The sequence below is a fragment of the Spiroplasma citri genome (assembly GCF_001886855.1).
Classification (GTDB): Bacteria; Bacillota_I; Bacilli_A; order Mycoplasmatales; family Mycoplasmataceae; genus Spiroplasma; species Spiroplasma citri.
This window is the reverse complement of record NZ_CP013197.1, coordinates 639,793-659,453: the sequence shown is the minus strand read 5'-3', so window position 1 is coordinate 659,453 and position 19,661 is coordinate 639,793. Positions and strand designations below refer to the sequence as shown.

Genomic DNA, 19,661 nt, shown 5'->3' with positions numbered 1-19,661 from the left:
TTATTATTAAAATTATTAATTATTAAAATTATTATTAGTGAAATAATTGTTTTAATTGGTGATACCATTCATGATAATCAAAAAATAGATGGTATCACATTTGTAAAAAATGAATTTATTAAATAGAAAAATGAATTTATTATTTCTTCGATATTTTATTTCTTCTTTCTATTTAAAATAATTTATACAGACAGAAAACCATAATAATATCAACTTAATTATAAACTTATGATTTTATATTTTAATAACTATTGTTAAAAATTAAATAGTATTTTTCAGTGTGCCAATTTTTATTATTTTTATATTTAACAATGTTTATTAAACATTAAATAAACAATATATTAGAATTATTTATAACATTGTTTATTAAACAAATATTTAGTTAGGAGACTATATTATGGATATGAAATTTAAAACAACTAAGGAATATAAAGAATTAAAGAGAGATTTTATTATTACAAACTTTGTTTTTGGTTCTATTTATTTTGATATATTAATTTTTTTTGGTTTTTGTAGTGTTTTTATAATTTGGTCTTTAAATGTAGGAGATATTATTGGTATTTTAGGGTATTTTTTCTGTTTAATGCTTTTTGTTGTACTTTTACCATTTGTAATTATGGAGCATATATCAGAAGTTAAGGAATTTAAAGTTACAGTATTTAAGAAACAATTATTACCGTTAGAAAATATAGTTGGAAAATTAGGAGAAGGTAAAATGCTAAGAAGTGTAGATGATAAAATTGAGTAATTTTGTTAAGAAAAATCAGAATATAGAAAATTATTTTATTAGTAAGGAATTTATCCCTTTTACAACAGATAAAGCAAGTTTTATTAATTTACCTAATCATAATCGTCATATTGGTTTTTGATTGAGTAATAAGTTTATTTATCCGAGTGAAAAACATTCGGAACAAGTAGCAATCGGTTTGATTTATGATAATTCTTACCCTATTGTAAAATATGATGAAAATTTAAAGCGTAATATTTGAAAGAGTTTAACTGGAACAGAATTAATCAATTTATATAATCAATATAAACAAAATTATTTTACTAAAATGAAAGAAGCATTATTTTCAAGTGAAACTAAAAAAGTAAAAACAAATAATAACAATAATAATTTAACAAATTGAAGTGCTGAAAAAGAACAAGAATTAATTAATGATTTGAAAGACTTAAATTAAATGAGTTTATATGATTATTTAGTTTAATTTGTTAGTTATATTATTGGTTCAAATGCCCCTGATTTTTTATATGTTATATCCTTTGTGTTATTTATTGTTTTGTTTTTTGGAATGTTTTTTAAACTTATTCAAAAAATGTGGAGTTTTTAAAAATGCAAAATGATTGAATTAAATTAAAAGAGTTTTTTATTCATATATCTTTGTTTATAGATAAAACGAATGTTTAAAGTATTACAATGTGAAATTTAACGTAAAATGAATATTTAACTTTGATGGTTGGTGTTTGAATTGTGATTTTGTTTTTAACTTGGTTTTTCTTGTGAATGGTTTTTAAAATAGTTGGGTATTTTAAATAATGAAAAAGTTTATATTTTTCTTTAAAAACTATTGTTATATTATTGGTTCAATGTTTTTGTTTAGTTTAATTGATTTATTACTTTGAATAATTTCTTTGCATTGTGTTGGTTTAGTATTTTGAATATTATTTGCTTTGCAATGTGTATATTTTGTGTGATGATTGTGAAAAAATATTTTTTATCAGTTAAATGCTTTTCGGTTAGTAAATTTTGTTTGAGATAATCCGTTATCGGTAATTATTGGTAAGTTAGGAACTGGTAAAACATTACTTTTAACTTATTTGTCGCAAACTATGAAATTATTGACAGATGAAATTTATAGTAATTATCCGTTAGAAGATGATAAAGTTAAAGTTTTAACATTTAAAAATTTAGATTTTACCGATAGAACAAAACCGGTCCCCCAGATGATAGTGTTATTTTATTTGATGAAAGTTATTTGTATATTGATGGAACTAGTCCTCATGATGAGAAAAAAGTTCATAGTGGTAAAATACCGTGAATTGTTTTAGCGAGACATTTTGGTAATCGTGCATTGTTTACTGCTCAGCGTGAGGGTATAATTTGAAATAATATTCGCCAGTTAGCAAGTGGGGTTATTATTCCAATTTCATTGAAAAAACCCGTTGATAAAAAAGGATTTAATTTTTTTAATCGTTTCTTTATTATGCGAATTGAGATTTTCCAAGATATAACGAATTATTAAATTTGAAAAACAAAATCAGTAGAACGAACAGCAGAAGGTAAAAGAGCAAAACATAAGTCAGATGTTGGGTTAGGAATTTGGTTTTTTAAAATAATTATTCCCCTTGAATTCGCTAATAAGTATGATAGTCAATGGTTAAAGTTTGTGCGTGATTTAAAGAATGACGAAATTGTTAATAAAAAAGAATATTATTGGTCAGAAATTACAAAGTTAAGTGTTAAAGAACGATTAGAATTGTTTGATATTGATATTTTGAAAAAAAATTTAAAACCTAAAAAAGAGAAAGGAAATGGTAATGATGATTAATTTATTAGTTGAAAATAATAATAGTAATTGAGATAAGATTTTTAGTTTTGTTTTTGATGTAATTTGAAATACAAAATTACCTATGGCAAATACATCGATTGCTTATTTTTTAATCTTTTTTATGGTTATTAAATTATCTATTTATGCAATTCACGGGACAGCAATACAATATAATAATTTAGGTTCGACAGTTAATAATGGTGTTTCGCAAGTATATTCGTCAACTGTACGAAAAGGTATTAATGTTGGTAAAAATGTTTATCAGAATAGTAATAAGCAGCAAGTTAAAAAAGAACTTAAACGACAAAGTATTAGATATCAAACAAAAAATATTAGAATTACTAAATTTAAAGGAGATAAAAAGTAATGATTAAATTAGTTTTATTGGTGGCGGCGATTGCGATATTTGGAACTGGTTTTATTACTGTTATTATTAATCAATTTACATCGGCAAAAAATATTATTATGGATTTATATAATTCTGATAATTGGTTGATTTGATTATTTGGTAGAATGGCAATTTTATTTAGTCATCCGTTAATGTTAACAATATCAAGTTTATATATTATTGGGTTTATTGTTTCAAAAACATTTTATAGTTAGGAGTTGAGTTTATGAAAAAATCGTTATCTTTATTTGCCATATTTATTTTAACTTTTTTTGGGTTTGGTTATTCCATTTATTACTTTAACGGCGTTTAGACCCTTAAATGAGGAGAATTATACGCTTAAACAAGAGAATATATAGTAATAATAAAGGTATTAATGAAATTGATTTTATTAATACTATGTTTTTACGCAGTAGTTTTTTTGAAAATTGGTCGGAAACAAATTATTTTATTAATCCAACTTTAAAAACATCAAAAAAATTATCGTTTAATGATAAATGGTATTTAGATTTTTTACAAGATAGTTATTCCACCGGAGTTGTTTATGATAAACCAGATGAAGTATTTTTGGGTTATTATCAACAATGACATAGTTTAAAAAATAGGTATATGGTTGAAAAATTTTATGATGTTAAAAGGGAGGATTTTTTGGATGATTTAACTGATTTTATTTATGCCTTTGCTGTAAAATATAAGATGTTTAATGTATCGAAAGAAATTGTGGAAAATGTTGACCGCTATAAAGAAAATCATTATCCAAGAGTTAAGTTAAAAGTAGATAATTGAAAATTAATTGATAGAGATAATTTTGTAAAAGAAAATAATGAAAAAAATAATAAATGATATATTTTAATTGCTAAACAAATGCAAAGTGATAATTTTTCTATTATAAAATTTAATTTTTCAAATGAGCTAATTTGAAAAGTTGGAGAACATAGAGGACATAGAATTAATAATCGTTGATATGTTTATATTAATTCACTATATCGTTGAGATGGCGTTGGTGAACCACAATTACCAACTATTGACAAAAACACTGGTGAAATTACTGACTGAAATAGTTATCAACAAACTCGCGTAAAAGAATTTATTGATTTATCTTTATATTCTGTTTTGCAAGAAAATATTAGAGTTCAGCAAGGTGGTAGTGCGGATTATGAAAATCCGAATAAGGTTGGTGCAAAGCGGATAATTTTTGATTTTGAGATGGTTGATGAATTGGATGTTAAAAATATTAAAAAAGCAATTTATCGGATGATTTTAACTGTTGATGAAGCAAATTTAATTATTTCTGGTAGTTTAGAGTTAAATAATATTAATAATGATGATTTAAGTTTTAATTTTAAGTTTTTTTACAACTGATTAATGTTGTTGTGCTTGTTGCGGTTAATCCGATTGTTACTATTATTATGCTAAGTCATTTTTTCATATAGATTGCTCCTTTTTATTTTTTTATATATAATTGATCTTATCACATATCAAAAATATAAACACATTAATGCTAGTTAAAAAAGTTTTACAAAACTAATTGCAAAACAATTTTAATCTTTACTAACAGAAATTAACGAACTAAAAATATTTGGTGGTGCTTTAGGTAAATGTCGTTTATGTTCAGAACTTTGATTTAATTGTTTAATTCGTTGTGCAATCTCTGTTGGAACTGATTTTCCTTGTAAATAATAATCTAATTGTTGATAAGTAAACCCTAATTCTTTTTCATCAGTTTGACTAGCTCATAATCCCGCTGTTGGTGGGCGTGAAATAATTGCTGTTGGCACACCTAATAATTGTGCTGCTTGCTGAACTTCCGATTTTAGTAAATGAATAATAGGGACTAAATCAGCAGCACCATCACCATATTTAGTAAAATATCCGACATGTCATTCATCAGCATTATCCGTTCCTAAAACCATATAATTGTGACTTTGTGCTAAAGCATATAAGGTTGTCATTCGTAACCGTGGCTTTATATTAGCGAATGCTAATTGATGAGGTGGCAAAGCTAATGTTGCAATTAAATTATCATATGTTCCTGTTAAATCAACAAGATTATTTTTTAATTGATGATTATTAACTAACAACTGTGCACATTCTTGATCAAAATAGTCAGAATGACAAGGCATTATAACTGTTAAATGTTGCTCAGGAAAAGCTTGTTTTGCTAATAAACTAACAACAGCCGAATCAATTCCACCTGATAAACCGACAATAACCCCTTGGCAGTGGACTTTTGTCACTTCTGATTTAATTCATTTTACTAAATAACTTAAATATTGGTTTAATTCTTTCATTATTATCCATCCCATTCTAATTCGTAATCAAAAATGCGAACAATATCTCCTGCTTTTGCTCCTTTTGCTCGTAACTTTTCAAAAACTTTTAAATCTTGTAATTTTTTATTAAATAATAATAAATTATCATAAGTTTTAATTGGTGTTTTATGATAAGCTTGATAAATCGCTGCTCCCGATACTTTTCAAACACCATTGCCAAGATTAACAACTTCCACCTCTTCTTCAATTGGCGTGGTATATTTATATACTTTATAATCTTCTTCCGTTGATACTGGTTCGTCTAATTGCCATAATGCTTTATTATCCTTAATTTTTGTCAGAACTGTTCCAATGTGATTTATTAACAATGATAAATTTTGATTCATTAAACCACTAACTTCAATAATTTCGGCAGTTGGAATTTGGGTTTTAAATTTAATTAAATTTTTTGCTGCAATATCAAGATCCATTTTATTTGCTACAATAATTTCTGGTCGTAGTTCCAATTTATAATTGTATTTTTTTAATTCTGTTTTAACATTTAAATAATTTTGATAAACATCTTCTGTTCCATAATTTCCTGACATATCTAAGACATGAACAATCAATTTACAACGTTCAATATGCCGTAAGAAATCATGGCCTAGCCCCTTACCTGCTGCTGCGCCAGCAATTAATCCTGGTAAATCCGCAACAACAAAACTATGATGGTTTTGATCTTGTACAACTCCTAATTGCGGGGTTAATGTTGTAAATGGATAATCAGCTATTTGCGGTTTAGCTTTTGAAATTTTTGCTAATAAAGTTGATTTACCAGCATTAGGTAAACCGACTAAACCAACATCAGCTAAAACTTTTAATTCACAACGAATCTCTAATGTTTCGCCTAAATCACCAGCTTCAAAGATAGTTGGCGCTTTATTTTTAGAATTAGCAAAACGAGCGTTGCCACGACCACCTTGGCCACCTTTTACTAAGACAATTTCTTGCTGATGAGTAGTAATATCGCCAATAATTTCATTTGTTTTATTATTATAAATTAAAGTACCTAACGGAACTTTAATATACTTATTAGCAGCATTTTTACCATGCATATTTTTAATGCTTCCATTTTCACCATCAACTGCTTTAATTTCTCTTTGATATTTTAAATCAAGTAATGTATTCATCCCTTCATCGCCAACAAAAATAATGCTTCCACCATTACCACCATCACCGCCCGAAGGGCCTCCTTTTGGAACATATAACTCACGATGAAAAGCAACGGCACCATCACCGCCTTTTCCTGCAAATAATTTAATTGTTGCGACATCAATAAATTTCATTATATACCCTTTTCTCGTTGTATCATCATCATTCAGTGCACTTAATAAACTATTTAAGAATTAATTTGACACCCTCCCCTGTTCAACACTGTTAAAACCAACAGAACAATTGTTTTTGAAATTTCATACCATCTGAACTCATTAACATTTTGAACAAAATAATTTAAACCTAAAATGTTATCTTTGCGTTTCTTAACTTAATAATCTCTAATTTTTTATAACTTATTATTAAAAATTGTAAAATCAGTAAATGGTGAAGCATCAACAGGAGATAAAAAGTTATTTTTATCATATTCTTTTCTTTTGGTTGGATTTGATAAAATGTTATATGCTAATGGAATTTCATAAAATTTAGTTTCTGTATTTTTTATTTTTTCAAAATTAGTAGTAGAAGATACTTTTAGTATCTTATAATAATTTTTTGCACTAATCCTCCTTATATTTAAAAAATTTATTAATTAAGTTATATAAATTTATTTTGATAAGTAAAGAAACTTACTTTAAATTTTTTTCTTTAATTCTTAAATAGTTTTTATATTTGGACACATTACATTATAACAAAATTTAAATATTTTAGGAGTTATTTAATCCTTAAAAAAGAAAAAAACAATTAATATTGTTTTTTAAGGAATGTTTTTAAAAATAAATTATAATTTTAAATAGTTACTATTTTTTAATTCAACAATAATTTTCTGGCAAAGATTATCAAACTGTGAATAGGAAAATGAATATCAATGCACATTTGTTAATTGGTGTTTAAACCATGTGATTTGTTTTTTAGCATAAACTTTATTAGCTTGAACCATTGCTGCTAATGTTGCTTCATATGAAAGCTCACCTTTTAAATAACGAATAATTTCTGAACAACCAATAATTTTCATACTTTGCTTTGTTAAATCATAATTACAATATTTATATGCTGCTTCAACTTCAGCAAATAAACCTTGCTCTGTTAACCGTAACACCCGATCAAATAAATATTGATGCAGTTCTGCTTTATCTGGTAATAACCCAATAATATATGGTTCAATATATCATTCATTTCGGTGATGATCATTACTTGATTTTAATATTCCTGTTTGTAAATAATATTCTAATGCCCGCCAAACTCGTTTTCGGTTATTAGGATGAATTTTAGTACTCTCTTGTGAATCAATTTGTTGCTAATTTTTCTCATAAAGCATAATTTGAGACATGTTCATATTCCTTTGTTTTTAATAAATCACAACCCTGATCAGAAAATTGGTAATTCTTTAATAGTGCATTAATATATAACCCACTACCAACAACAACAATTGGAATTTTATTTTTACTTCATAATTGGGCTAATATTTTTCGTCCCTGCTGTTGGTACATCTTAATGGAATAATTATCATTTAAATCAATTGTTGATAATAAATGGTATGGAATTCCAGCTTGTTCAGATGGTGTTACTTTATTTGTTGCAAGATTTAACCCATTAAAAATTTAGGTTGCATCAGCATTAATACATTCGCCATTAAAACGCTGAGCGATTTTAATTGATAAAGCAGTTTTACCACTTCCTGTTGGTACAACAATTAAAATAACTTTTTTTCGCTACCATCAAAACCTCACTCATCTCTTTATAAATTTTATCGGATAATTTATTTTTTTCAAATTAAAAAACTAACATTCAACTGTTAGCCTTTCATTTATTTTTAAGATAACCCTGAACCGCTTTAAGTGCTTGGGTATAGAGTTACTGATTTATATAGCGGTTAATAACCCCAAACACACCTTAACGTTATAATAAACATAGAAAAATGTCCTTGCGGACGATTACATTTTATCACATTTTATTTCTTTTTAGCAAAAATAACAAATCTAGTTTATTCAATTCCTAATAAATTAGAAATTACAAAACTTCCAATTAAATAACTAGAAACTGTTCCATAAATATTTGCAACAACTAATTTAACTCCAATTTTTTGTTCAATTGGTAAAATTGGTAAATTTTCAAAAAGATTCTCATTACTATTAACAACAGGATGTGCATCAACAAAATGTTTAGTTCATTTTTCAGGATCTCAGACCGTAAAAGTTAAAGTAATTCCTGCAATATCAGGACTAATAATATTTTGAATATTTTCCTTATCATCTTCAGTGCTATATTCCTTTCAAATATTTTTTAATTGAACATCATAATTTGTTTGCACTTTTTGTAAGTAAGCATTAAGTAAAACATGATAAAAAATTCCTTGATCAAATTTTGTCTCCTCATCATAATTCTTACTATTAGGATTTAAGGTTCATGAATGCGCATCTTTAAATCAATCTTTTACATTTTCGCTGCGAAGTTGGTCAACATATAATCAACGTTTTTTGTTATATAAATCTGATTTTTCTGAAATTGGATTATCATAATAAGATACTAAAGTTTCTAAATCCGTTACTGTTTTATTTTTACTTTTTTGATCTAAATATCAATTATATTTCTCAACAACGGTTGGTCAAGGCTGACTTCTTAAATCTTTTGATGATAGTAAACTTTTTTTCATATATTCTAAACTATCTTTTGATAAATTTTCTTCGCTATGAATTTTTTGTAATTGCGACATAGTTCGTTGCATTTGTTTTAAAATATCTTTGTTCTCAATATTAATATTCATAATATTTTCTTTTGGAAAAAAGGTTGGTTTTACTCATGTATCAAGATTATAATCGAATAATGTAGCAACCTTACTATTTTCACCCAAAACAAGCTTATTAATAGTTTTTTTAGTATTTTCTGAAATTTGATTATCTGAAATATAAGGTAAATCAGGGATTGGATTACATCCAATTATGTATGTTACCGGAGCAGCTAAGATGCTAATTGCAGCAAAGACACTGAACAATTTTTTCATTCCTATTTATCTCCTTTACCAAGAATTTCACGTTTGGTATTGTGTAATTACAAATAATAATATATTATTTTGTAAATTGTAAATGCAAATGCAACAAATCTATTAATTAAATAATAACATATTTTATAAAAATGAATTATGTAAAATGAAGTGCAACAAATCTTTGTTAATTAAATAATATAATAAAAATTACAAAAATCAACCATAAATTTAAAAAAATTAATTATTTTATCAATATTTAAACAAACTAAAAAATAATTTATTAATTTTAATTAATAAATACATATTTTATTATTTTAATGACATATTTTATAATTTAATATACATTTTTAAATATTTATTGTTTATATATTCTGCAAAAACATTTCTTTTGAACTTATTCAATTTAAACACTGTCGGAGTTTATCATTTATTACATTATTAGGTAGTATATATTATTTTGAGGTTTTTAATAAAATTAAGTAATTAGAAACAAATTATGTCTCGCTTATGAATAAATGATAACAAAATTTATAAAAAATTCAACTTTTTTAAAAATTATATTTTTAATTGAATAAATAATTTTATAAAATTATGAATTTTGACACACTAAAAAGTACTTTTTAAAGTTATTACTAATTTTAAAAAGTTTTTTATTTATAAAGATAAAAATTGCTTTTGAGATTGATTTAATTTAAAAATATTAAATTCAATTTTTTCTTTATTTTTATTAATTTTAACTTCATTAATTCTGCTATTAAGTCTTAACATTGAAGCAATTAACATATTATTAAATGTTTCTTTACAATATATTTTTGCACCTCGCCCCTTGACAGCCTTAATATAATGCGATACATCACCTTCAACATGACAGCCAATATTATATTCTAATGCTTGGTTTTCAATCCCATCTTTATTATTTTTAATTAATTCAATAGTTTCTAATAAAAATTTCTTTTTGCTGTCAATAACATAGGGTAAATGACAAATTAAAAAATCTAATAATGCTTCATAATTTCCAGTAAAAAAATATATTTTTGCTAATTTATATTTTAATCTATGAATTTTGTTTCTATTTCTATATGAAAATAAGCCTTTAAATCTTTTTACTAAATGAAATTTATCCAAACTATATGATACAGTATTATTTTTATATTTTGTTTTTATAGCTTTGTAAATTTTTTTAATTTGTTTTTCGCCATCACTTAATACTAATATTATACTATTTTAATTAATATCATAAGTATCCATTAGTTTAAAAATTTTGTCAATAAAATTATTAAAACTAGATTTTTCATTTTTATTAGTATTTTTATCCATTATTTGAAAAACACCTTTTTTCTTTTTAATTACTTTTCTTGTTTCAGTTGATTTTTCGCCATCAATACCAATATGCATAGTTGAAAAAAAATATTTTCTTTTCAATTCTTTTTTTATTTTCTCGCATAGGAACAAAAGCACCATCAATTTGAATATATAAAACATTATTGGGAATTTTAATTTTATTGTTATTTTTGTTGCTAATATAGTCAACTTTTTCTAAATCAGCTTTTTTAAAAATATTAGATATTATTTTTTCACTGATATTAGCATTTTCTGTTGTGTGCATAATATCTTTATATCGCTTTCCATCACCCATAAAAGAAATATATTTATCTTTTAAATTTTTTTCAATTCTTTCATATTTTTTTAATCCTAATTCTTCATCTAAAGGATAACGATTTATATATTTTTTATTTTTTTCATCATATTTAACATATCTTCGTCTTTTTATAGGAATATTTCCATATTCTGTTTTAATTGTTTTTGGTAATTTTGATACTACCTTATATCCTTGTAATATTTGTCCTTGTTGATATAATTCAAATATCTCATTATCTCTATTAATTAATAAATTTTTAACTTCATTTTGTGTCTCGATTGTTTTATTTTCTTTATAATTTCCTAACAAATTTTGTTTTAACTCCATCTTATTATTTCCCTATCTTTAAAAAATATTTTTAATATGATATTAATAATACTTAATTTGATATTTGATAAGTTTTATTATTTTATCATAATTTGAAAGCGAGGATATCTAAAAAATGCAAGACTTTACTAAAATTAATAATAAAAAACGAATTACTAGTTATGAACATTTAAATAAAAAATATGACTTAAATTTTAGTGACTATAATTTTGGTTTTGACTGAGAAGTATTTAAAGACTTTGTCGGGGATAGTTATGCCCGTTATTTTACTTCACCAAGTTTTTTTAAGTTTGTTTCTGCTGGTCGTGGTACTAATAAAACATGAAATCATATGGCAGAAAAATTATTTTATGCTTGTAATTTTACTGATGCTTCATCTAATATTTTACGAAGATATGCTAATACCCACGAAGATACTACTTTTGGAGATACAATTAACGTATGTAATTATTTATATGATAAATATAACATTGATTTAGGACCAGATAATGATAATGGTATTGTTTGGCCTAAAAGTGTTAAAGAAGGTGGAGAAATTGTTTTTCCTAGTGGTGTTCGTATTGCTTTTGCTGGTTATGCTAATGGTAATAAAATTATGGGTAAAGTTGGTAAAGTTAGCGGCATTATATTAGATAAAAGATATAATAATTTAAGAGTTTCAATGTTTCGTTCTAAAAGTTTAAAAGTGTCTTACGAAAAATACACCGATGAAAATAATAATGAACAATATAATTTAGACAATCCTATTCCTATAAAAGAATTATCTTGGGCATTTAAAGAATGAAATAGTATAACAAAACAATACACAACAATAACAACATATTTTCATAAAACATATTCTAATCAATTTACTTTTAATCCTTTTGATAAATACCACGTATTTTATGAAAAATTTGTAACACCGTATTTACCCTTAAATGAAAGAATTAAAACTATTTTAAAATAACATAACCAAATATACTCAGAAAATAAACAAGCATTTAATGGTTTAGGTGTTTTTAATTTACAATTAACAATGGGGGCTGTTTGAAATAAAATACCTAATATTAATAAAAAACTTGTTTTAACCAACAAAGAAGAACGACCAGATTTATTTGAACTTGAATACTACGGATTTGAATATAACGACAATGACCCCAGTATTTATGTTTTACGAAATTATCGTAAATATATTAAAGAATATAATTTAAAAGATTTTTATAATTCTAATACAAAACAGTATCAATTTGATAGTTATTCAATTGGTGTTGATTATGCTAATGGAAGCGAAGACCATACCGTATTTTTATTTAGTGGATATAAAATTAATGAAAATAACGAGTATGATAAATATTTAATTGAAGAAAATGTTATTACACCAAAAAATGCAATGAATTTAAATGAATTAGTAGAGCATTACGGACAATGAATAATTAATACATTTGATAAATTTGATGGTTTTGAATATGCCACATTTCATTATGATATTAATACCCACGACTTTATGCAAAAATTACAAGAAGATATTTACCCTTATTTAGGTTACAAAATTAAAATGTTTAAAGCCAAAAAAAATCAAACATCACTTAATAAAGAAGCGGGAATAATTAATCGTGTGACATGAATACGAAAAATGTTTGTTCAAGGCAAGATATATGGCGTATTAGATAATTTCCCATTTTTAGATAAATGTATTAGTGAATTAAGATTTAGCCATACCAAAACAAATATACCAGATAGTAAAATGTACCACGACCCATATGATGCTTTGTTTTATAGTTCTTATCCATATCGCTTTAAAATGGGATTATAGGTAATAGATTTTTGGCCGAGCGGTTGACTTTCTTAAATTATTGTGATAAAATGACCTACAAGTTAAAAAATTTTTGAAGTTCTTTCAAACAAATTTGGGAACCTTTATAAAATTCTTCGCTTAACGCTTAGAATTTTTCCCAAGTACTTTGAAAAGCGCGGCAAAAGTTTTTTAAACTTTAAGTTATTTTTCACAAAATTCTAGAAAGTCTCCGCGAGGCCAGATTGACCCTCTGCATATAATAAATTAAATAACTTCCTTTCAAAAAAATTAAATAACGCTTTGTATATATATACAAGTATGTTAAAACAATTATATAAAAAAGTTTAACGAAAGGAATTATTATAATGAAAAAGATATTAAGTATTTTAGGAACAATGACTCTAATTGGAACAAGTGCAACAAGTTTAGCTGCTTGTAATACACCACAATATAGCGAAGAAGAATTAACAAAAATAAAAGAAGAAAACAAAATAAATACTGCTAACCAAGAAATTAAAAACAATTTAGAATGAATAGCACCCCAAGAAAAACCATTTAATAAGGTTGATAATAAATATTATTTTGTAATATGGTATGATGATATAAATAATAGTTGAAAAATTATTAAATTTTTAAATAATAATATATATAAAAAAATATATGAAGATAATAATTTTGTAATTCGTAAATCTTCAAAAGGTGATATTGGTGCTGGTATTGTTCTTAATAAAATAAAAGGCGGGCAAGAAACAGGATATAAAATTTGACCGGATAATGATTATTTTAAATCAGTTTATCGTTGAAATTTAGATACAAAAGAACCTGATTTAATTATTGATACTGATGGTAATGTAAAAGTTAATGAATAATTAAAAATTATTAATATTAATTTGTTCTTTTTCTGTATAAATTGTAATATCATAGTTTCCATATCCTCAAATACCAGATATTTCAATTTGATTTAAATTAAATAGTTTTTGATGGCTATAAAAAGTTACTTTAATATTATCTTATCTACAACTAATTTTTTAACAATACTCATTCAAACCTCCTTAGAATAAAATAATCTATATCATTGCGAAAAATAATTTAAATAATCTTCTATTTTGTTATTAGAAACAATTAAATTAGTTAAATACTTACCATATTCTCCATCGGACAATTTAATTTCAGCAGGAATTAAAGAAGGAATATTGTTTGTTTCTATTTCGTTTGTTATTGATAATCAATTAAAATAATTTGCTTCTAATTGATAAATTTTATTTTCTGAAATATCTTTGTTTTTAGCAGTTACTTTAATTTTATCAATGATTTTAATATTATTTTGTTGTTTTAAATTTCAATCTGTAATTTGTCCTGTTTTAGGTGATATAAACCGTGTATTTGGTTTACTATCATTATTTCAAAGATAAACTCCCTTAAAATAATCATTATCCGGTCAAATTTTATATCCTGTTTCTTGCCCGCCTTTTATTTTATTAAGAACAATACCAGCACCAATATCACCTTTTGAAGATTTACGAATTACAAAATTATTATCTTCATATATTTTTTTATATATATTATTATTTAAAAATTTAATAATTTTTCAACTATTATTTATATCATCATACCATATTACAAAATAATATTTATTATCAACCTTATTAAATGGTTTTTCTTGGGGTGCTATTCATTCTAAATTGTTTTTAATTTCTTGGTTAGCAGTATTTATTTGGTTTTCTTGTTTTAGTTGTTGTAATTCATCTTCGTTATATTGTGGTGTATTACAAGCAGGTAAACTTGTTGCACTTGTTCCAATTAGAGTCATTGTTCCTAAAATACTTAATATCTTTTTCATTATAATAATTCCTTTCGTTAAACTTTTTTATATAATTGTTTTAACATACTTGTATATATACAAAGCGTTATTTAATTTTTTTGAAAGGAAGTTATTTAATTTATTATATGCAGAGGGTCAATCTGGCCTCGCGGAGACTTTCTAGAATTTTGTGAAAAATAACTTAAAGTTTAAAAAACTTTTGCCGCGCTTTTCAAAGTACTTGGGAAAAATTCTAAGCGTTAAGCGAAGAATTTTATAAAGGTTCCCAAATTTGTTTGAAAGAACTTCAAAAATTTTTTAACTTGTAGGTCATTTTATCACAATAATTTAAGAAAGTCAACCGCTCGGCCAAAAATCTATTACCTATAATCCCATTTTAAAGCGATATGGATAAGAACTATAAAACAAAGCATCATATGGGTCGTGGTACATTTTACTATCTGGTATATTTGTTTTGGTATGGCTAAATCTTAATTCACTAATACATTTATCTAAAAATGGGAAATTATCTAATACGCCATATATCTTGCCTTGAACAAACATTTTTCGTATTCATGTCACACGATTAATTATTCCCGCTTCTTTATTAAGTGATGTTTGATGTTTTTTGGCTTTAAACATTTTAATTTTGTAACCTAAATAAGGGTAAATATCTTCTTGTAATTTTTGCATAAAGTCGTGGGTATTAATATCATAATGAAATGTGGCATATTCAAAACCATCAAATTTATCAAATGTATTAATTATTCATTGTCCGTAATGCTCTACTAATTCATTTAAATTCATTGCATTTTTTGGTGTAATAACATTTTCTTCAATTAAATATTTATCATACTCGTTATTTTCATTAATTTTATATCCACTAAATAAAAATACGGTATGGTCTTCGCTTCCATTAGCATAATCAACACCAATTGAATAACTATCAAATTGATACTGTTTTGTATTAGAATTATAAAAATCTTTTAAATTATATTCTTTAATATATTTACGATAATTTCGTAAAACATAAATACTGGGGTCATTGTCGTTATATTCAAATCCGTAATATTCAAGTTCAAATAAGTCTGGTCGTTCTTCTTTGTTGGTTAAAACAAGTTTTTTAGTGATATTAGGTATTTTACTTCAAACAGCCCCCATTGTTAATCGTAAATTAAAAACACCTAAACCGTTAAATGCTTGTTTATTTTCTGAGTATATTTGGTTATGTTCTTTTAAAATATTTTTAATTCTTTCATTTAAAGGTAAATATGGGGTTACAAATTTTTCATAAAATACGTGGTATTTATTAAAAGGATTAAAAGTAAATTGATTAGAATATGTTTTATGAAAATATGTTGTTATTGTTGTATATTGTTTTGTTATATTATCTCATTCTTTAAATGTCCAAGATAATTCTTTTATAGGAATAGGATTGTCTAAATTATATTGTTCATTATTATTTTCATCGGTGTATTTTTCATAAAATACTTTTAAACTTTTAGAACGAAACATTGAAACTCTTAAATTATTATATCTTTTATCTAATTCTTTATCAGTTAAGATTTCTTTTTCTTCGGCATGTATCATTTCATCAGTTCACGCTGTTATAATACCACTACCTTTACCAACTTTACCCATAATTTTATTACCATTTGCATAACCAGCAAAAGCAATACGAACACCACTAGGAAAAACAATTTCTCCACCTTCTTTAACATTTTTAGGTCAAACAATGCCATTTTCATTGTCGGGTCCTAAATCAATACCATATTTATCATATAAGTAGTTACATACGTTAATTGTATCTCCAAAAGTAGTATCTTCGTGGGTATTAGGTAGTATCAAAATTACCAAAAACATTCAAAACAGAATATGGAAATATTCCTATAAAAAGACGAAGATATGTTAAATATAATGAAAAAAATAAAAAATATATAAATTGTTATCCTTTAGATGAAGAATTAGGATTAAAAAAATATGAAAGAATTGAAAAAAATTTAAAAGATAAATTTATTTCTTTTATGGGTGATGGAAAACGATATAAAGATATTATGCACACAACAGAAAATGCTAATATCAGTGAAAAAATAATATCTAATATTTTTAAAAAAGCTGATTTAGAAAAAGTTGACTATATTAGCAACAAAAATAACAATAAAATTAAAATTCCCAATAATGTTTTATATATTCAAATTGATGGTGCTTCAAATTGATGGTGCTTTTGTTCCTATGCGAGAAAATAAAAAAGAATTGAAAAGAAAATATTTTTTTCAACTATGCATATTGGTATTGATGAAGAAAAATCAACTAAAACAAGAAAAGTAATTAAAAAGAAAAAAGGTGTTTTTCAAATAATGGATAAAAATGTTACTAAAAATAAAAAATCTAGTTTTAATAATTTTATTGACAAAATTTTTAAACTAATGGATACTTATGATATTAATGAAAATACTATAATATTAGTATTAAGTGATGGCGAAAAACAAATTAAAAAAATTTACAAAGCTATAAAAACAAACTATAAAAATAACACTGTATCATATAGTTTGGATAAATTTCATTTAGTAAAAAGATTTAAAGACTTATTTTCATATAGAAATAGAAACAAAATTAATAGATTAAATTATAAATTAGCAAGTATATATTTTTTTACTGGAAATTATGAAACATTATTAGATTTTTTAATTTGTCATTTACCCTATGTTATTGACAGCAAAAAGAAATTTTTATTAGAAACTATTGAATTAATTAAAAATAATAAAGATGGTATTGAAAATCAAGCATTAGAATATAATATTGGTTGTAATGTTGAAGGTGATGTTTCACATTATATTAAGGCTGTTAAGGGGCGAGGTGCAAAAATATATTGTAAAGAAACATTTAATAATATGTTAATTGCTTCAATGTTAAGACTTAATAGCAGAATTAATGAAGTTAAAATTAATAAAAATAAAGAAAAAGTTGAATTTAATATTTTTAAAATAAATCAATCTCAAAATCAATTTTTATCTTTATAAATAAAAAACTTTTTAAAATTGGTAATAACTTTAAAAAGTACTTTTTAGTGTGTCAAAATTCATAATTTTATAAAATTATTTTATTTAATTAAAAATATAATTTTTAAAAAAGTTGAATTTTTTATAAATTTTGTTATCATTTATTCATAAGCGAGACATAATTTGTTTCTAATTACTTAATTTTATTAAAAACCTCAAAATAATATATACTACCAATAATTTATTAGTTGATAAATAAACCTTAAGAAAATTATAACACCTTTTCAATTGCTGCTAATAAATATGCTTTTAATTTTGTTTGTGTTTCATATGTATTTTGTAAAGTATTTGTAAAATTTTGTGCAGAAATTGGGGGATAATTATTAATTCCACTTTTATAAGCGTACTGTAATATTTTTACCATCTTATCAAACAAAGTATCCTTACTATGATTATCAGTCGTATTATGTAAAAAATCAACTAAATCTTGTGTAACTCATTTTGTTGTTTCAATTCCCGTTCATGATGGATGGTCAAGGGAAGTTTGGTCAGTATTAATTCAACAATTATTTGTCTGTTTCGTATTATCTCATATATTATTTTGTGCATCATAACCACATTCTGATGAATAAATATTTTTTAACGCATCAAAAGTTGAAGTAGCAATTTGTTTTAAAGCACTAGTTACAACATAATCTTCGCCATAAATTTTCGATTGTTCGGTATCAACACCGACTATTTTAGCATTCGCTTTGTTAACTTTAATTTGATTAATTGTATCTTGAACTTGTGCGCCAGCAACTGGAAAAATAATTCGAGCCCCACGTGCTAATAATTCATCACTAATAATTTTGCCATCTCCAGCTTGAAATGATTGGGAAAATCATGATTCATTTTGCTTTAAAACATTTTGAACTTTAACAATTGATTGCAAAGTTGTTATTTTTGGATTAATATTTTGTACTTGTTTTAATATATTGTGTTTTAAATTATTTCATTTACTATTTATTGAAGAATTAATAATGGTATTAAACAAATCAATTCCAACTAAAAAACCTCACATATAATTTGAAACAGCAACTGGATTATCCATCCCGCCATAACTTCCTACTTTTAATTGCACATTATATTCGTTTTGGTGCGCATTTAAATAAATACTTGTTGCTAAACTCGCATAAAAACCTGAAGCTTCAGCTTGATAAGTAATTCCAATAATATTTTTTGCTAATGGTGCCTTCTGGCCCATATTAAGATGGACATTTTGACTACTTCCATCAATATAAATAATATTATCAACTAGTCCCGCTGCTCAACCAAGAGTATTGCCGTGGTTGAAACCAGGCAAAACTAACGTTTTTGCTCCGGCAATTGAAGATGTAATATAAGCATTTTTATAATCACCAGGAGTTTGACTAACTGATTCAAAGTAACTTGCTCGTCAGTTTGAATTTTTTCAATCTTGTGGCGGAGTTGTCTGTTTTTTTTGTGCAAAAACATATTTACTTGCTCCTTCTCATGCTGCTTGATTAAAAGCAAGATCATTTATAGTTCCCCCGTCAGTAATAACCCAAATACTATTATCAAAATTATATTTTTTTATGCAAGCAAAAACACTGCTCACTGAAGTGCCAATGATACTTACCATCATTAAACTTTGTAAAATTCTTTTCATATTTTTTGCTCCTTTTTACTTAATGTTTGTAAAAACAAAAAGATTAACCTGATTCTTTTATTAAA

At 24.7% G+C, this 19,661-nt stretch carries 20 protein-coding genes and 3 pseudogenes; 12 read left to right on the top strand and 11 right to left on the bottom strand.

Annotated elements, in window-relative coordinates:
* Positions 1–397 precede the first annotated feature (397 nt).
* From SCITRI_RS03525 to SCITRI_RS03500, 7 genes and pseudogenes are all read left to right on the top strand, one after another.
* Positions 398–748 (top strand): hypothetical protein, encoded by a 351-nt coding sequence (locus tag SCITRI_RS03525; RefSeq protein ID WP_071937243.1) that lies wholly within the window; start codon positions 398–400, stop codon positions 746–748.
* Entirely contained in the window at positions 732–1,181 is a 450-nt protein-coding gene (locus tag SCITRI_RS03520; protein WP_071937242.1) for a DUF3627 domain-containing protein, read from the top strand. The genes SCITRI_RS03525 and SCITRI_RS03520 overlap by 17 nt, the downstream gene beginning before the upstream one ends.
* 152 nt (positions 1,182–1,333) lie before the next feature.
* Positions 1,334–1,537 (top strand): annotated as a pseudogene (locus tag SCITRI_RS12285) (DUF2649 family protein).
* Positions 1,537–2,549 (top strand): annotated as a pseudogene (locus SCITRI_RS12280) (hypothetical protein). The pseudogenes SCITRI_RS12285 and SCITRI_RS12280 overlap by 1 nt, the downstream one beginning before the upstream one ends.
* On the top strand, positions 2,542–2,916 hold the full coding sequence (locus tag SCITRI_RS03510; RefSeq protein WP_071937241.1) for a hypothetical protein: 375 nt from the start codon (positions 2,542–2,544) through the stop codon (positions 2,914–2,916). The pseudogene SCITRI_RS12280 and the gene SCITRI_RS03510 overlap by 8 nt, the downstream one beginning before the upstream one ends.
* Positions 2,916–3,152: a hypothetical protein gene (locus tag SCITRI_RS03505; protein WP_071937240.1), complete on the top strand. Its 237-nt coding sequence runs from the start codon at positions 2,916–2,918 to the stop codon at positions 3,150–3,152. Before SCITRI_RS03510 ends, SCITRI_RS03505 begins: the two co-directional genes overlap by 1 nt.
* Positions 3,153–3,163: 11 nt before the next feature.
* Positions 3,164–4,287 (top strand): annotated as a pseudogene (locus SCITRI_RS03500) (spiroplasma phage ORF1-like family protein); the annotation flags it as partial.
* A gap of 191 nt (positions 4,288–4,478) precedes the next feature.
* On the opposite strand, the gene nadE reads toward SCITRI_RS03500, so the two are convergent.
* The 8 genes from nadE to SCITRI_RS03470 all read right to left on the bottom strand — a co-directional run bounded on the left by nadE (position 4,479) and on the right by SCITRI_RS03470 (position 11,350).
* Positions 4,479–5,228, bottom strand: a complete 750-nt coding sequence (gene nadE, locus SCITRI_RS03495) for an NAD(+) synthase (RefSeq protein WP_071937239.1) — start codon at positions 5,226–5,228, stop codon at positions 4,479–4,481.
* Between the two features lie 2 nt (positions 5,229–5,230).
* On the bottom strand, positions 5,231–6,535 hold the full coding sequence (gene obgE, locus SCITRI_RS03490; protein ID WP_071937238.1) for a GTPase ObgE: 1,305 nt from the start codon (positions 6,533–6,535) through the stop codon (positions 5,231–5,233).
* Positions 6,536–7,182: 647 nt separating this feature from the next.
* Entirely contained in the window at positions 7,183–7,668 is a 486-nt protein-coding gene (locus tag SCITRI_RS12065) for a tRNA dimethylallyltransferase (protein WP_250638258.1), read from the bottom strand.
* A gap of 1 nt (position 7,669) precedes the next feature.
* Positions 7,670–7,945: a tRNA dimethylallyltransferase gene (locus SCITRI_RS12060; protein WP_250638257.1), complete on the bottom strand. Its 276-nt coding sequence runs from the start codon at positions 7,943–7,945 to the stop codon at positions 7,670–7,672.
* A gap of 57 nt (positions 7,946–8,002) precedes the next feature.
* Positions 8,003–8,095: a hypothetical protein gene (locus SCITRI_RS12275; RefSeq protein WP_334199017.1), complete on the bottom strand. Its 93-nt coding sequence runs from the start codon at positions 8,093–8,095 to the stop codon at positions 8,003–8,005.
* Positions 8,096–8,385: 290 nt separating this feature from the next.
* The gene (locus tag SCITRI_RS03480; protein ID WP_071937237.1) at positions 8,386–9,402 is read right to left on the bottom strand and encodes a hypothetical protein; all 1,017 of its coding nucleotides are present in this window, start codon (positions 9,400–9,402) and stop codon (positions 8,386–8,388) included.
* A gap of 636 nt (positions 9,403–10,038) precedes the next feature.
* Positions 10,039–10,509: a hypothetical protein gene (locus SCITRI_RS03475; protein WP_071937236.1), complete on the bottom strand. Its 471-nt coding sequence runs from the start codon at positions 10,507–10,509 to the stop codon at positions 10,039–10,041.
* 217 nt (positions 10,510–10,726) lie between these two features.
* Complete coding sequence (locus SCITRI_RS03470; RefSeq protein WP_071937235.1) at positions 10,727–11,350, bottom strand: UPF0236 family transposase-like protein; 624 nt, start codon at positions 11,348–11,350, stop codon at positions 10,727–10,729.
* A gap of 115 nt (positions 11,351–11,465) precedes the next feature.
* On the opposite strand from SCITRI_RS03470, the gene SCITRI_RS03465 reads away from it, so the two are divergent.
* The 3 genes from SCITRI_RS03465 to SCITRI_RS03455 all read left to right on the top strand — a co-directional run bounded on the left by SCITRI_RS03465 (position 11,466) and on the right by SCITRI_RS03455 (position 13,993).
* Positions 11,466–12,296 (top strand): hypothetical protein, encoded by an 831-nt coding sequence (locus tag SCITRI_RS03465; protein WP_071937234.1) that lies wholly within the window; start codon positions 11,466–11,468, stop codon positions 12,294–12,296.
* A gap of 69 nt (positions 12,297–12,365) precedes the next feature.
* Positions 12,366–13,142, top strand: a complete 777-nt coding sequence (locus tag SCITRI_RS03460) for a hypothetical protein (protein WP_071937233.1) — start codon at positions 12,366–12,368, stop codon at positions 13,140–13,142.
* Between the two features lie 347 nt (positions 13,143–13,489).
* A complete protein-coding gene (locus tag SCITRI_RS03455; protein WP_071937232.1) occupies positions 13,490–13,993 on the top strand; it encodes a lipoprotein in 504 nt (167 codons plus the stop codon).
* A 125-nt stretch (positions 13,994–14,118) separates the two neighbouring features.
* On the opposite strand, the gene SCITRI_RS03450 is transcribed toward SCITRI_RS03455, so the two are convergent.
* Both SCITRI_RS03450 and SCITRI_RS03445 read right to left on the bottom strand, forming a co-directional pair.
* A complete protein-coding gene (locus SCITRI_RS03450) occupies positions 14,119–14,964 on the bottom strand; it encodes a lipoprotein (RefSeq protein WP_071937231.1) in 846 nt (281 codons plus the stop codon).
* A gap of 345 nt (positions 14,965–15,309) precedes the next feature.
* Positions 15,310–16,773 (bottom strand): hypothetical protein, encoded by a 1,464-nt coding sequence (locus tag SCITRI_RS03445; protein WP_164023981.1) that lies wholly within the window; start codon positions 16,771–16,773, stop codon positions 15,310–15,312.
* Positions 16,774–16,775: 2 nt separating this feature from the next.
* Here SCITRI_RS03445 and SCITRI_RS09885 point away from each other — a divergent pair, with 2 nt between their 5' ends.
* Both SCITRI_RS09885 and SCITRI_RS03435 read left to right on the top strand, forming a co-directional pair.
* On the top strand, positions 16,776–17,171 hold the full coding sequence (locus tag SCITRI_RS09885; RefSeq protein WP_157092850.1) for a UPF0236 family transposase-like protein: 396 nt from the start codon (positions 16,776–16,778) through the stop codon (positions 17,169–17,171).
* Positions 17,172–17,204: 33 nt separating this feature from the next.
* Entirely contained in the window at positions 17,205–17,945 is a 741-nt protein-coding gene (locus SCITRI_RS03435) for a hypothetical protein (protein WP_071937228.1), read from the top strand.
* A gap of 250 nt (positions 17,946–18,195) precedes the next feature.
* Here the strand turns inward: SCITRI_RS03435 and SCITRI_RS03430 are convergent, their stop codons facing one another.
* Positions 18,196–19,596, bottom strand: coding sequence for a BMP family ABC transporter substrate-binding protein (locus SCITRI_RS03430; protein WP_071937227.1), 1,401 nt, complete (start codon positions 19,594–19,596; stop codon positions 18,196–18,198).
* Between the last annotated feature and the right edge of the window lie 65 nt (positions 19,597–19,661).